We start from the raw sequence: 15,197 nt of genomic DNA, 5'->3' as shown, positions 1-15,197 counted from the left end.
CATATTGTCATTCAGTTTTCAATGTTCATTTTTTTCGCGTTACAATAATCAATTATACCGCTTTTAAATTTTGAAGTCAAGCACTTTTTAAAATTTATTTTTTCGAAGTAACTTGTTTCGTTTTTTTCAACAATAACTATTCTATAATGTTTCTTGTTGATAATCAATAGTAAAATTTACACTTTGTTAAAGTTTTTAATTCAAACTTTTAATTCTCAATGTTTAATTTACTGCGCCGTTTCAACGACCTATTCATCATATCAAGCCTTTAGTTAAGAGTCAATAATTTTCTATAATAAAAAATGTATAAAATTACTAATAGTACGCACGATTTCATTCATATGAGATTTTTGATGTATATGGTGTAATTAAACGTCCAATCATCTTACTCTTTGAGTGTATTAATACTTTGTCCCCCACTTCAAATCAGCTTTCTTATTGTAAGGAACGTTGTTAAATACTTTACATAGGATTAAAACTCACATGATCCGAAACCAAATATAAAAAGCTGAATGCCATATGACATTCAGCTTTCCTATTAATGGTAATAATGTTTTATTGTTCTTTACTTTGGCATTCTGGACATAATCCATAAATTTCCATTCTGTGATGTGACACTTTAAAACCTGTCACATGTTGAGCTAATTGTTCAACTTCATGTAATTGCGGATAATGAAAATCTACTATCTTACCGCAATTCTCACAAATGACGTGATAGTGATTATGTGTATTAAAATCAAAGCGACTAGATGCATCTCCATAAGTCAATTCATTCACAATTCCTGTTTTCTTAAACACACGTAAGTTATTGTATATCGTCGCAACACTTATGTTTGGAAAATCTGGTGACAGTGCCTGATAAATTTCATCTGCTGTTGGATGAGTTTCACTTGAAATCAAAAATCTAAGAATGGCTTGTCTTTGCGGTGTAATTCTGATTCCGGCATTTCTTAAAGATGCAATAGAGTCCTCTAATTGATGCTCAATAGATTCCATTTCTGCACTCATCTAATCCACCGTCTTTCTACTTAATAATTATTATTACTTAATATTAATATAACGGTAGAACCATTGAAATGTCAATATTGGCACATTATTTTATCAATAACCTTTTGATAAATCTACTTTTTTCTCAATGACATCTCCATTACTTAGAAAATGTTTGAAGTTTCTAATAAAAATTTGAGATGCCTCTTTAAAGTTTTCTTTACCATTTCCTGTGATATGCGCAGTAATACTTACATTATCTAATTGATATAACGGATTATCCTCTGATAAAGGTTCCTTTTCGAAAACATCTAAATAAGCATGACGAATTTTGCCCTCATTAAGCGCTTTAACAATTGTTTCTTCTGAAGCAATTGTACCTCTGCCGATATTAATAAATAATGCAGTCTCTTTCATTGCGTCAAATTGCTTATCTTCTAATAAATGGTACGTCTCTTCAGTTTCGGGCAGCACATTAACTACAACGTCTGCTTTAGGCAAAACTTGATCAAGTTCCTTTAAAGGATATGTTTCATCAAATCCATCAACTTCATGTCCAGTTGTATTAATACCAATAATTTTCATTTCAAATGCACGTGCAAGTTTGGAAATTTGTTTAGGAATATTACCTGTCCCCAAAATTAGTAACGTATCTCCATCTACACGTCTGCCTGTAATTGTAGAATCATAAACTTTATTATCTTGATTTTGTCTAGAAACTCTCATTTGTTTATAATCATCTAAAATATAGGCAAATACAAATTGACTCATTTGTTTTGCGTGAATACCTGATACATTCGTTAATACAATATTACGTTCAGCAAAATATTGTAATGGTAGTGAATTAACACCAGCCGCATACCAAGCTACAAACTTTAAATTAGGCATACTCTCAAAAAAAGCTTGATCAGCTTTGCCACTATAACCAATTACAACATCTGCATCTCGTTTATCTTGCTCATTTATTTCATCTACATTTTTTCGAAATACAAATTCTACTTCTGGAAAAGTTTCTTCCAATAACTGCTCTGAGTCTTTTAATCTATTTAATGAAAGAACCTTCACACACTTCACCCCAACATTTCTTTTAATTGATTCATTTGTTCTTTTACTTTAACTTTTTCGATTACATGTTCTACGACACCATTTTCATCTACAACGAAAGTAGTTCTGACAATTCCCATAGATTCTTTGCCAAAACTTTTCTTCAATTGATACACGCCAGTTGCTTCAGATAATTTATAATCCTCATCTACTAGCAAATCAAAATTCAAATCATGTTTAGCAATAAAGTTTTGATGTTTCTTTTTAGAATCTCCGCTGATTCCGTATACTGCAATATCTAAATCATTAAACATAGCCATGTTATCACGGAAATCGCAAGCCTCTGTTGTGCATCCAGGTGTATTATCTCTAGGATAGAAATAAAGAATTGCCTTTCTGCCTTTGATTGTGTCGTTAGTAATGACTTCTCCATCTTGATTTTCTAATGCAAATTCAGGGAATTTGTCTCCTTTTTTCAACATATGCTCACCTTTTTCTTCTTATAGTTAATTATATGATACGATAGTAAACGGAAATATTAAATTAAAAGAGGTTGATAAAAAATGAAATTCACTGAAAGCGAACGACTTCAAAGTTTGTCAGACGAATACATCCTTGGCGGTGTCAACTCCCCTTCTCGCTCATATAAAGCAGTTGGCGGCGGTGCACCGGTAGTAATGAAAGAAGGTAAAGGTCAATATTTATATGATGTAGACGGCAATCGTTATATTGATTATCTTCAAGCATATGGTCCAATTATTACTGGACATGCACATCCACATATTACTAAGGCTATTCAAGAACAAGCAGCTAAAGGTGTGCTTTATGGTACACCAACTGAGCTAGAAATCGAATTTGCTAAAAAATTGCGTGAAGCAATTCCATCTTTAGAAAAAATGCGTTTTGTCAACTCTGGTACTGAAGCTGTCATGACAACAATTCGTGTCGCACGTGCATATACAAATCGCGATAAAATTATTAAATTCGCTGGATCTTACCACGGACACTCAGATTTAGTACTTGTTGCTGCAGGTAGCGGCCCTTCTCAATTAGGTTCTCCTGATTCAGCCGGCGTACCTAAGAGCGTGGCTCAAGAAGTAATTACAGTACCTTTTAATGATATCGAGTCTTACAAAGAAGCAATGAAACATTGGGGCGATCAAATCGCAGCAGTATTAGTTGAACCTATTATCGGTAACTTCGGTATGGTTGAACCGCTTCCTGGCTTCCTTGAAGAAGTAAATGAAATCACCCATCAATATGGCGGTCTTGTAATTTATGATGAAGTTATCACAGCATTCCGCTTCCACTACGGTGCTGCTCAAGACTTGTTGAACGTATACCCTGACTTAACAGCATTCGGTAAAATCGTCGGTGGCGGTTTACCAATCGGCGGTTACGGTGGACGTCAAGACATTATGGAACAAGTTGCACCTTTAGGCCCTGCATATCAAGCAGGAACAATGGCTGGTAATCCACTTTCAATGAAAGCAGGCATCGCTTTATTAGAAGTTTTAGAACAAGAAGGTGTTTACGAAGAATTAGATCGTCTTGGTAAAAAATTAGAAGATGGTTTAAATGAATTAATTGAAAAACATGGTATTACAGCTACAGTAAACCGTGTTTATGGTTCATTAACACTTTACTTTACTGACGAAAAAGTAACACATTATGAGCAAGCAGAAAATTCTGATGGCGATGCATTTGCGAAATTCTTCAAATTAATGTTGCATCAAGGCATCAACTTAGCACCTTCTAAATTTGAAGCTTGGTTCTTAACAACAGAACACACAGATGAAGATATTGAAGAAACATTACGTGCTGCAGACTATGCATTCTCTCAAATGAAATAAACTTGAAAAACACATTGATTCAGTGTATAAACTTTAATATACGTTTTTGTTTTTGGAAACCACTTCCAAGCAAATGTGCATAAATAGGAATAAAGGAGCACACTCATTTGAAACTAGGTGCAAGAATATTTAAAACAGGTATTGCGATTGTCCTAGCGATGTTAATTGCATCACTGCTGCCAAAGAGTGCAGGCATTCCTACCGTAGCAGGTATCGGTGCAATTGTAGCAATGCAGCCAAGTGTATATCGTTCTTATAAAACTATAAAAGAACAGTTTCAAGGTAACTTAATCGGTGCAATTTTATCTGTATCGATGGTCAGTTTATTTGGCGATAGTATTATTATCATGGGCGCAACAGTTATAGTCTTAATTGCTTTATTATTCCAATTAAAACTTCAACATGTTGCAACCTTAGCCACAGTTACTGCCCTTATCATCATGGGTCAAGGTGGAGAAACAGGTAACTTCTATGCATCAGCGTTTTATCGTTTCGTGTTAGTGATGATTGGTGTTTTCAGTGCTTTCACTGTCAATGTCGCCTTCTTTCCACCTAAATACGAAACAAAGCTTTATTATAATTCAATGAATATCGCTTCTGATATTTTCATTTGGATTAAATTGGTTATTAACGATACAACAGAGTTTTACCATGTTAAAGAAGATACAAAGAGTATTAAAGAACGTTTGAAAAATCTGGAACAATTATTCAATTATTATAAAGAAGAACGTCCTTTCTTTAGAAAAAATTGGCCAGAATTAAATCGTAAGAAGATAATTTTCAAACAAGTTGTGACAACTACAAAAAGTGCCTATGATGTTTTGAGACGTATGCATCGTTACCAACATGATTTGCATAATATGAGTACTGATCTTCGTTTGCAAATCAAATTTGAACTAGATGATTTAATGACTTCATATGACCAAATTATGTTAAGCATCGCTCAAAAAGCAAGACACGATTTCGAGAATTTCCAAGCTCCTGTGGACATTCCGCAAAAAATTGAGTTAATGGAAGCATTTAAAAATGAAATGGTCCTGAACACTGAAACCTCTGAGTATTCAATTTCTAATGTCATGCAGATTATCTCAGCAATCGAGGAATTCAGTTATGATTTAGCACACTTAGACCGTTTGGTCATGAGTTATTTCCAATTCCATACAGATGACTCTAACATTGAAATTGAAGAAGAAGACTTAGACTTATAAAAAGAGAGCAGAAACTGTCCTCCGCTGAGGGACGTTTCTGCTCTTTCTTTATTATAAGTCTTGAATTGTATAAAGATGATGGTATGCACCTTGTTTAGCTAATAACTCTTGATGCGTACCGACTTCAATAATTTGTCCGTTTTCAACTACTACAATTTTATCTGCATGAGTGATTGTAGATAAGCGATGGGCAACGATTAATGTTGTTCTATTTTCACTTAAATGTGCTAAAGCTTCTTGAATGATTGCTTCACTTTCTAGGTCTAACGCACTTGTTGCCTCGTCTAAAATAATAATCGGCGGATTATTTAAGAATATACGTGCAAGTGAAATACGTTGTTTTTGACCACCTGATAATTTCACACCACGTTCCCCTACTTCAGTTTCATAACCTTCAGGCAGACTCATAATGAAATCGTGTGCGTTTGCGAGTTTAGCCGCTTCTATCACATCTTCATCACTCGCACCTGGTTTACCTAGTAAGATATTTTCTCTGATTGTGTCTGAGAATAAGATATTATCTTGTTGAACTAAACCGATTTGTTCACGCAAGCTAGATAATAAGAAGTCTTTTACATTATAGCCATCTATAGTAATCGTTCCATCGGTAGAATCATAAAATCGAGGAATCAAGTTGATTAATGTCGATTTACCTCCACCAGACATTCCTACAAAGGCGACGGTTTCGCCATGATTCACATTTAACGAAATATCATCTAACACTTTAGGTGCATGTGGATTGTATCGGAAAGATACATGATCTAAAGAGATGTTACCTTCTGTGATTTTGAGCGGTTTCGCATAAGGTTCATCTTTTACATCATAGTCTTCATCTAATAAATGGAAAACACGATCCATAGAAGCAAAACTTTGTGTCAATGTTGTAAATGAAGAAACAAGACGACGTAGAGGTCCGAAAAGTTGTTCTAAATAGCTGACGAACGCAGCTAACGTACCAACTGTAATGGAACCTGTTACTGCTAAATAACCACCGACGCCAATTACAATAATCGGTCCGATATCAGTTACCGTATTGATTGCTGCGAAAGAATAAGCATTCCAACGTGTGTGTTTAAAAGCACGATGTAAGAATTTACTGTTTTTCTTATCAAAGTTTTGCGCTTCATTTTGTTCAATTGCGAAACTTTTAATCACCGAAATACCTTGTACACGTTCGTGTAAGAACCCTTGTACTTCTGCTAAAGCTTGAGATCTTTCACGTGTTAGACTACGTAATCTTCCGAAGAAGTAATAAACCGTTAAAATGTAGAACGGGAATATAATCATAGCGGCTAATGTCAATTTAACATCAAGTACAAACATGATTGATAATGCGATAATAATTGTCACACAGTCTAACCAGATGTTCATTAGTCCTGTTAAAATAAAGTCTTTAGTCTGCTCAACGTCATTGATAACACGTGAAATCACTTCACCTGCTTTGTTGTTGGCATAGAAGCGTGCACTTAGTGCTTGCAAGTGATCATATAAACGTCTACGAATATCATAAAGTATTTTGTTGCTAGTCCACTGCGCTAAATACTGACGCATATATTCTATCGGTGGACGTACGACTGCAAATATAAAAAAGGCAATCCCGATTGCGATACCCAAGTGGCTTAATTTGTCTTGCGTGCCCATGCTCGGATTGTTGATGACATCATCAATTACATATTTGATTAATAATGGAATCAACATCGGAATGCCGAATTTAATGATACCGATAATAATGGTAGCTGCTATCCGCCATTTATACGGCTTAACAAACTTTAAATACCTGCGTATCATTGAGGCAATCCTCCCTTTCTATCCTTTTCTAATGCGAAATAAATCAACGAGGCGAGACATTTTATTGCGATGTCCCAACCTCGTATTACGATTATTATTCATACCAAAGTTATTATAATTAAAAACACAAGACGTAATAAAGCAATCTGCTTGATATGCTAACCTTGTCTCAGCTTTTTAAAGCGTTCTCTCCAAACTTTAATAAAGTCTGGCGCAAACGGACCTTTCTTTTGTTCAATCCATTGTTGTAAGATATCAACATTCCTGCGTAAAATCGCATCTATATCTTTAGGGTAATTCATTTGCTGCATATGTTGTTGGTACTCGTCTTCATCCAACAAATGATATTTACCATTCGGATAAACTTTGATATCTAAATCATAATCAATATATTTCAATGCTTCTTCATCACACACAAATGGTGACGATAAGTTGCAATAATAATATACACCGTCTTCTCTGAACATACAGATGACATTAAACCAATATTCCGAGTGGAAATAGACGATTGCTGGTTCTCTGGTAATCCATGTACGTCCATCGCTTTCGGTTACAAGCGTGTGGTCATTGCCCCCAATCACAACATGGTCTGTCCCTTTTAAAATCGTAGTTTCTGACCAAACTCTATGAATGTTGCCATCGTGCTTGTAACTTTGTATTTTAATACGTTCTCCTTCTTTCGGTATGGACTCTTTTACCATGTTCCACACCTCCTCCTGGCTATTTTTCACAATCACAATTATAACATAATGCTTTTTTAAACTCAGACTTAACTACTTCGTTGTTAAATAGTTTAATACTTTATGCATCGATGCTGGAAAGTTGTATTGATCTCTATCCTCTAAACGCATCCATACAAAGCAATCACTTAATTGTGTTTGTGACTCATCTATAACATCGTCAACTTGATAGACTTGAATGTCCCAAGTTAAATGTGTGAATTGATGTTTTAACTTAAATATCGGTGTCTCACTAATAGATATATCTTGTTGTAATAAATCATGAAGCTGTTCTTCACTATAAGTTGCTTCATACATCGGGAACTCCCACATTCCATGTAATAGCTTTTCTGTACGTTGTTCAATTAACACTTCATCATTTTGATTATAAATGACATAACAATTTTGTTTAATTGTCTTCTTTTTAATCTTTTTAGGTTTGACGGGTAGTTGATCAACCGTCCCCTCTTCTAATGCTTCGCAGTGTGATTGAACCGGACATAATAAACAAAGCGGTGATTTCGGTGTACAAATTAATGCGCCAAGCTCCATCATAGCTTGGTTAAATTGGCCTGCATGTGTTGTGACATAAGGACGCAATTCACTTTCGAATTTTTTGCGGACAGATTGTTTTGTAGTATCACTGAAATCATTATTTAAGCGAGACCACACACGAAAGACATTACCATCAACGGTTGGCAATGGTAAATCAAACGCAATACTCATCACCGCTGCTTGCGTATAAGGTCCCACACCTTTTAATCGTCCGAACAAATCCGGATTGCTTGGGACATTACCGTTATATTGCGTCGCAACTTCTTGCACTGCATGGTGAAAATTGCGCGCACGACTATAATAGCCTAATCCTTCCCAATATTTTAAAACTTCATCTTGTGATGCTTGACTTAAATCTTCAACTGTCGGAAAACGTTCTGTGAAACGATGATAATAATCTATCACTGTTTTAACTTGTGTCTGTTGAAGCATAACTTCACTAATCCAGATATAATAAGGATTAGTCGTTTCTCGCCAAGGCATTTCACGTTGATTGGTTTCAAACCAATCTAATAAATCTCTTTTGAAACTATTTTGCTGTTTCATTCTTCAATAGTTCTCCTTCTCTCTTGTCAACACACCCTTTAATTAAGGGTGAATTGATTTAGTTATTTGTCATTATGTTTTATACTATATGTAAGATTAATTGAAATGAGTGAACAATTATGGATACAGGCACACATATCGTCATGGGCATTGGGCTTACTGCGCTAGCCATGCATGACCCGACCCTGTCAGATCATTTTGGTGCTGCGGCTACAACTTTAATCGCAGGTTCTTTAATTCCTGACAGCGACACTGTATTAAAACTAAAAAATAATGCTGTTTATATATCTAATCATAGAGGTATCACACATTCAATACCTTTCACTATATTATGGCCGATACTTATAACCTTACTCGTTTTTACCTTTTTCAGCCATATTAATCCATTGCATATTTGGTTATGGGCACAACTTGCAGTCTTTTTACACGTCTTTGTAGATATATTCAATTCCTACGGTACGCAAGCGTTGCGGCCTTTCTCAAATAAATGGATACAATTGAGTGTCATTAATACCTTTGATCCTTACATCTTTATTTTATGGTGTTTAGGCATTGTGCTATGGGCTTTTGGCTTAAATGCTTTTGCGGTGTATATTCCAATTTTCATCGTATTAGTAATTTATTATATTGTACGTTTTATCTTCCAAGCCACGATTCGAAAACGTGTTTTACGTATGGTCAGCAGTCAAGATAATGCACACTTAGTTAAAGTATTTGTGGCACCTACTATGAAATTTATGGAATGGCGTGTCGCAGTTCAAACACAAACTCACGACTATGTCGGACGCAGTTATGGGACAAACGTCGTTTTCGCTGATAAAGTGAAACGTCAACCATTCCCTGATGAAGAATTAATGCAGGTATTACGTAACGACCCTAATATCAAAGCGTTTTTAAACTTCTCTTCTATATACAGATGGGATACTCGTCGTTTAAGCGATAATATTCTTGAAGTCCGCTTCATCGACTTACGTTATTTAAACAAAGATCACTATTCTTTCGTAGCGATTGTACATTTGGACCAAGACTTAAATATCACCCATTCATACACAGGTTGGGTCTTTAGTGAACAGAAATTGATGAAAAAACTTTATACACATTAATAAAAGAACGAGAACAAAATGTATCAACTACACTTTGTTCTCGTTTTATTTTTTCTATGATTATTTTAATATACCTAAACTCATTTGATTAATGATCAAAATTGGAGTTTTTCACCTTTTCAGGTTCAGCCGTATTTTTTAAATGAATAGAACGATTAGTTGTCATTCTAAACTTCTCATATGCGATATGTGGTCTTAGAATATATAATAATAGACTTGCGATCCCTAACCATACAATAAAGAAGAAATGATAAGGTATATTGCCCAAACTATTAACACCGATAATCACAGCTTCTTCAATACCAGAAACTAAATAAAATAATGGATTCAACATTAAAATATGCATCCAAATTGATTTATGTGGACCTGGAATGAAAAAGATCGGTACGATAATAAACATAACCGCAAATACGATATAGAGTGTCATATCAAAAATATTGTAACGGCTGATCATTCTTACTAAACCTAATACTTGCGAAACAATCATCACAAATAAATTCCACATGACCCAGTAAAAGCCAATAGCCCAAAATGAACTATCTAAGTTGACGGGTTTGACCAGGACAACTAATGCGATAGAAAGTAATAATCCTACTGAAAAAATCAGTGTATAGATAATACTTTTAAAAGCGGTTGGATAGTCATAGTTCTTATATTCATAATAATCTCTGCGATAACGCATTGTGTTGAAATATAAAGTAACAAGTGTCCAAGATAATGTGATGAAACCGATGAAGCGGTAATACCACACAGCTTGTGTTTCTTCTGTCGCGTTAATAATTTTTAAAAACAGCAACATTACGAGTAATAACAACACTGAAGCTACAAGCGGAATCGCGAACCATCTCCAATTCCGCTTCAAACTCCCCATTAAATGTTTCATCATTTGCGGCAAGCTATAATAAAAATTTATCAATTTATCTATCAAACGGTCTCACCTACAATTCTATATAAATCCATTTATTATCTTTCAAATCAGCAATAAAGTAACCATTGCCTGATTTTGTGACCCAGTAATCCCCTTGAATATCAAACTTATCTTTTAATTTGTCTTTATCAACAATCGGGAATACAAATCCTGTTAAATGATCATTATCATTGAACAATAAATCTACAGGCTGTTGTGTGACTGGCGCAACAAAACGTTGATCTTTCTCAGGAACTAAACTTTTAACTGCTTTCTTATGAGATTGACCTAAGTGACTATTATAGAAATCTATATAATTAATATAATTAGACTTCATGTAATCTTCGAGTGTATCTTTACTATGTCTTTCATAAAGACCTGCTGGATTGAAATGATATAATTTATTTTTACCAATTACATAAGATTTATCATCGATAACCAGTCGATATTTATTATCATTTTCTCCAGTAATCGTCACAAATGTATATTTCGGCAGCTTCACTTTTTGTTTATGGTCAATCCCTTTAACTTCAATATTGTTATTCATCACAATACCGTAGGTCAAAGTCTCATCAAATACACCTTTTTTCTGAGCTTGTAATTTACTTTGTTCAGTGTTTTGCGCAAAATGCACAATCCCTAAATTGTTAAACAACAATACCGCTGTAAAAATAAAGCCGATCAGTAACAAAACACTCCAACCGATAACACGTGCCAAGAAAGGTGTCGGTTTTGCGTGTTTATAACGTTCAATTCGTTTGAAGTTATAAGACATTTCAGGAATACGCGTACGTTTTTCTTTCCAGTCTACATCAAACTGCGCTTTTTCATCTTCAGTTTTTAATGATTGACGGTCTCGTTCATGTTCTTTAAATGCAGGTAACACACGACTCAATGGACCTTCCATACGTAATTGACCATGTGAAATCCATACGGCATAGTTACATACTGCCTGGATAACCTTTAAATTATCATCGATTGTAATCATTGTAAGTTCATCATCTATGTAATCTTGCGAAAGTGTTATGGCTTTCTCCATAAATGCATCATCCAATTCACTTAATACATGATTAAAGATAATGATATCTGCTTTAGACGTACGTGCTAAACTTACAATTAATTGTGCATACTCACGATCAGTTAACTGGTAAACTAGCTTATCTTTCTGCTCATATAAATCAGCATAGCGCAAAATTTGTTCGACTTTATGTCCAGAAACCGTATATGTAAATAATTCCACTGCATTTTGAACAAGTGCAGTCACCGTTTCTTCGTGTAAATGTTTATCTTCGATATCTCCGAAATATAAACTGCCGTTACGTCGGATACGCCCTTTATCAGGTTTAACTTCACCGGCTAAGATTCTGCCGATTAACGTTTTCGACGCACCAGGCTCCCCTATAATACCTAATGATTCTCCTTGATATAAGTGAAGTGACACATTATTCAATTCGATATCTTCAGCATCATAACCATACGGCAGATACCATTTTTTTCTATTCTTTTTACGATAATAATGTGTAATATTCAGTAATTTTAATACAATCGAACTCGCCATAATTTCTACATCCTTCTAAAGTTTTAATAATGCGACTGGGATGCCTTCTTCACTTAGTCCGCTATGCAGGATTTTGCCCCATGCAAAGACACCTTTCAAACGATCTACACGCATATAACGTTTCGTACCATCATTTAATTCATAAAGTTTACCGAATTCAATTTTATCTGTATCTACTAAGTAACTTTCCGCAATGATGACTTTTGTACGGTAGACATCATATTCATTTAAAATGCCGTTCATTTCTGCTTTACGCATTTTTTCTTTATATTTTTGTATTTCATTTAAAATTTCACTCTTAGTCATTTCGCTTAAACTTTTCTCAGTCATCGCTAATCCCGCTTTCTCTTAATTTATCTTTAATTGTATCATACTCATAGCCTTTTCTGAGAAGTGCTTCTATTGTTTTCATCACAAGTTGTTGCCCGCTATATTTGCGTTCATTTTTACGATACACTTTTTCTAATTCCTTTTGCAATAAAGCATCAATTTCATCTGTATCTGGTTCAAAATCTAAGGCTTGCATCGCTTCATTAATCATCTCGAATGAATAGCCTTTTTGTAATAATGATTGTTTCACTTTATCTGTCCGCTTCTTCATCGGCCCTTTCTTTTGATGCATCAATTTATCAGCAAGCGCAACGATATCTTCAAGCGGTTGTTCTTGTTCATAACGTTCGCCATAATCTTCAATAATATTCTTTTCGACTCCGGCTTTATAAAGCTTTTGTTTGTAAATTTCAGGCCCTTTATCAGTAGTCCGAATCATAGTATTTTTTAAACTTTCCGCATAATCTTGATGATCAATATAGCCTTCTTGATGACAATAAGCAATGACTTCTGCAATAGCTACCTCATTGATTTCATGTTTTTGTAAATGTGTAATGACTTCTTGTTCAGTTCTTTTACGATATGAAAGATATTGAACAGCGTAATGTAACCCTAAGCGATAATGCTCATACTTTTGAATATGCATCATATCTTCAGCAGTGAGCGCATCGCCTTTTTTTAAATTAAAGTGTACTAAAGTATCCATATCGATACCCATCTCAAAGGCACCGTCTAAGTATAAATTAAACCGCTCTTTATTTTTCTTTTGAACTTCAATCATTGTAATTTTAGGCATGGTCTCACCTCTTCTCTTAAATTCATAACGGTATCGATACTTATTGTAAAACAAATGCATGTACTTTTATAGCATTATCCTCCTGAATTTACACAAGTAACATACATTGTCTCTTTTAAGCATGCGACATATAAAAAAGGCAATGCAGCTGAATATACTGATTGCCTGAAATCGCATTAAACGCCTAACTGAGCTAATGCTGTTTTATATTGTTCATTGTTGATATAACCTTGCTGCTTCATCTTTTCTAAATTGATTTTGACACGGTTAATATAGTTCTGTGACATATTATTGACATCATATACACTTGGCGCATTAATTTTACTTGCTAAAATGGCACTTTGAAGCACACTAATCGTCGGCATATTTTGACTGTTTGCGACGGTCGTTGTACCAAAGTAATGATTTGCAGCACTTTCAATAGTATATTGATTATCACCAAAATAAATATTATTAACGTAAAAGCTCAATATCTCTTCTTTAGAATATTCCCGTTCCATACGCGATGCGACCAATATTTCTTTCACTTTCCGTGTAAAACTTTGTTCATTTCCATAATAATAATTCTTAACAACTTGTTGACTGATTGTACTGCCACCTTGTACCGATTGATCACTTAATGTCGTGAACAGTGCCCTAAATATACCTTTCACATCAAATGCGCCATGGTCATAGAATCGCTCATCTTCCATAGCGATAAAAGCACCTTTAGTATAATTCGGCATATCATTGATTGGAACAAACGTAGATTTATTTTCAATGGTTTTTAAGTCCTCTACATTGGCACGTGATGACAATGCATACATCACACCAAAGAAGAGTGCAATTACAATAATGAGTCCAATAAGTAATTTTAAAAATAGCCCTTTGCTTTTTCTTTTTCTCGGCGGTGTACCTACGGGTTGATAATAAGTATTATAATGGGGTGTATTCTGTGTGCCTCTTGTTGTCTCACGTTGAGACCTCGATAGCCTTTCGCTTCTTTTCATACACAGATCTCCTCAATCTATTTTAGTATTTCACACATATTATAATTGAGAACTGTTTGATATGAAATAAGAATTATACGTTTTGACACAAAATCGGTCTTGAGTAGTACACATTGATACTCCTGGATATGTAAAAAACCGGAATATCTTATAGATACTCCGGCTAAGCTTATAACTGCTTATTTTTCATTGTTTTTTAAAGTATCAACAATCGCTTTGTTGAAGTCATCTAAATCATCAGGTGTACGGCTTGTTACAAGATTTTTATCAACGACTACTGATTCATCTTTAACATGTGCACCTGCGTTTTCCAAGTCTTTACGTACGTTTAATACCGCTGTTAACGTACGGCCATTTAAATCATCAGTATCAATTAATACTTGTGGACCATGGCAAATCGCAAAGATTGGGTCATCTTCTTTAATAAATGCTTTTGCGAATGTACCATATCTTCCTTCTACGTCTCCACGTAAATGGTCTGGTGAGAATCCGCCTGGAATTAATAATGCTGAATAATCGCTTGGTTCAGCTGAGCCGATATCTACATCAACTTTAGCTTTTGTACCGTGTTTACCTACGACTTCTTCTCCAGCTTCTGAGCCGATAATCACTGTATTGTAGCCTGCTTCTTCGATTGCTTCTTTTGGACTAGTTAATTCAATATCCTCAAAGTCATTACCTAAAATAATTGCTACTGTTTGTGCCATTTATTTATCACCTTTCTATTCTATACAATAAATTGTATTCAGAATTACTTTTGTCTTTGATTGTACTTATTGTATAGACCAAAATGTCATGATTTAAACATAGAAAG

15 protein-coding genes are annotated in these 15,197 nt (G+C 34.6%); 3 read left to right on the top strand and 12 right to left on the bottom strand.

The features are described 5' to 3' along the window. Positions 1-555: 555 nt before the first annotated feature. The 3 genes from perR to bcp all read right to left on the bottom strand — a co-directional run bounded on the left by perR (position 556) and on the right by bcp (position 2,513). Complete coding sequence (gene perR, locus HMPREF2846_RS06730; protein ID WP_002481638.1) at positions 556-1,008, bottom strand: peroxide-responsive transcriptional repressor PerR; 453 nt, start codon at positions 1,006-1,008, stop codon at positions 556-558. 93 nt (positions 1,009-1,101) lie between these two features. Then, a complete protein-coding gene (locus HMPREF2846_RS06725; RefSeq protein ID WP_070626242.1) occupies positions 1,102-2,052 on the bottom strand; it encodes a phosphoglycerate dehydrogenase in 951 nt (316 codons plus the stop codon). 5 nt (positions 2,053-2,057) lie between these two features. Next, a complete protein-coding gene (gene bcp / locus HMPREF2846_RS06720; RefSeq protein WP_002481640.1) occupies positions 2,058-2,513 on the bottom strand; it encodes a thioredoxin-dependent thiol peroxidase in 456 nt (151 codons plus the stop codon). Between the two features lie 81 nt (positions 2,514-2,594). Here bcp and HMPREF2846_RS06715 point away from each other — a divergent pair, with 81 nt between their 5' ends. Both HMPREF2846_RS06715 and HMPREF2846_RS06710 read left to right on the top strand, forming a co-directional pair. After that, the gene (locus tag HMPREF2846_RS06715; protein WP_002481641.1) at positions 2,595-3,884 is read left to right on the top strand and encodes a glutamate-1-semialdehyde 2,1-aminomutase; all 1,290 of its coding nucleotides are present in this window, start codon (positions 2,595-2,597) and stop codon (positions 3,882-3,884) included. Between the two features lie 107 nt (positions 3,885-3,991). Beyond that, entirely contained in the window at positions 3,992-5,092 is a 1,101-nt protein-coding gene (locus tag HMPREF2846_RS06710; protein WP_002481642.1) for an FUSC family protein, read from the top strand. A gap of 51 nt (positions 5,093-5,143) precedes the next feature. On the opposite strand, the gene HMPREF2846_RS06705 is transcribed toward HMPREF2846_RS06710, so the two are convergent. The 3 genes from HMPREF2846_RS06705 to mutY all read right to left on the bottom strand — a co-directional run bounded on the left by HMPREF2846_RS06705 (position 5,144) and on the right by mutY (position 8,700). After that, a complete protein-coding gene (locus tag HMPREF2846_RS06705) occupies positions 5,144-6,880 on the bottom strand; it encodes an ABC transporter ATP-binding protein (protein WP_002481643.1) in 1,737 nt (578 codons plus the stop codon). Positions 6,881-7,038: 158 nt separating this feature from the next. Then, the gene (locus HMPREF2846_RS06700) at positions 7,039-7,581 is read right to left on the bottom strand and encodes a nucleoside tri-diphosphate phosphatase (protein ID WP_002481644.1); all 543 of its coding nucleotides are present in this window, start codon (positions 7,579-7,581) and stop codon (positions 7,039-7,041) included. A gap of 72 nt (positions 7,582-7,653) precedes the next feature. Next, positions 7,654-8,700 carry an A/G-specific adenine glycosylase gene (gene mutY / locus HMPREF2846_RS06695; protein ID WP_070626240.1) on the bottom strand — a complete coding sequence of 349 codons (1,047 nt, stop codon included), beginning with the start codon at positions 8,698-8,700 and terminating at the stop codon, positions 7,654-7,656. A 119-nt stretch (positions 8,701-8,819) separates the two neighbouring features. Here mutY and HMPREF2846_RS06690 point away from each other — a divergent pair, with 119 nt between their 5' ends. Then, the gene (locus HMPREF2846_RS06690) at positions 8,820-9,803 is read left to right on the top strand and encodes a metal-dependent hydrolase (RefSeq protein WP_002481646.1); all 984 of its coding nucleotides are present in this window, start codon (positions 8,820-8,822) and stop codon (positions 9,801-9,803) included. Between the two features lie 88 nt (positions 9,804-9,891). On the opposite strand, the gene HMPREF2846_RS06685 is transcribed toward HMPREF2846_RS06690, so the two are convergent. The 6 genes from HMPREF2846_RS06685 to HMPREF2846_RS06660 form a co-directional block, all read right to left on the bottom strand. Continuing rightward, positions 9,892-10,731, bottom strand: a complete 840-nt coding sequence (locus HMPREF2846_RS06685; RefSeq protein ID WP_070626238.1) for a hypothetical protein — start codon at positions 10,729-10,731, stop codon at positions 9,892-9,894. A 10-nt stretch (positions 10,732-10,741) separates the two neighbouring features. Beyond that, positions 10,742-12,268 (bottom strand): ATP-binding cassette domain-containing protein, encoded by a 1,527-nt coding sequence (locus tag HMPREF2846_RS06680; protein ID WP_070626236.1) that lies wholly within the window; start codon positions 12,266-12,268, stop codon positions 10,742-10,744. A 15-nt stretch (positions 12,269-12,283) separates the two neighbouring features. Beyond that, positions 12,284-12,598: a YfhH family protein gene (locus tag HMPREF2846_RS06675; RefSeq protein ID WP_002481649.1), complete on the bottom strand. Its 315-nt coding sequence runs from the start codon at positions 12,596-12,598 to the stop codon at positions 12,284-12,286. Continuing rightward, positions 12,591-13,394 carry a recombination regulator RecX gene (gene recX, locus HMPREF2846_RS06670; protein WP_023015857.1) on the bottom strand — a complete coding sequence of 268 codons (804 nt, stop codon included), beginning with the start codon at positions 13,392-13,394 and terminating at the stop codon, positions 12,591-12,593. The genes HMPREF2846_RS06675 and recX overlap by 8 nt, the downstream gene beginning before the upstream one ends. 176 nt (positions 13,395-13,570) lie before the next feature. Continuing rightward, positions 13,571-14,383 (bottom strand): monofunctional peptidoglycan glycosyltransferase SgtB, encoded by an 813-nt coding sequence (gene sgtB, locus HMPREF2846_RS06665; RefSeq protein WP_070626234.1) that lies wholly within the window; start codon positions 14,381-14,383, stop codon positions 13,571-13,573. A 179-nt stretch (positions 14,384-14,562) separates the two neighbouring features. Then, positions 14,563-15,090 (bottom strand): type 1 glutamine amidotransferase domain-containing protein, encoded by a 528-nt coding sequence (locus tag HMPREF2846_RS06660; RefSeq protein WP_070626232.1) that lies wholly within the window; start codon positions 15,088-15,090, stop codon positions 14,563-14,565. Positions 15,091-15,197: the final 107 nt, after the last annotated feature.

The organism is Staphylococcus sp. HMSC056G08, assembly GCF_001812305.1.
Classification (GTDB): domain Bacteria; phylum Bacillota; class Bacilli; order Staphylococcales; family Staphylococcaceae; genus Staphylococcus; species Staphylococcus simulans.
This window is presented reverse-complemented; position numbering and strand designations above follow the sequence as displayed.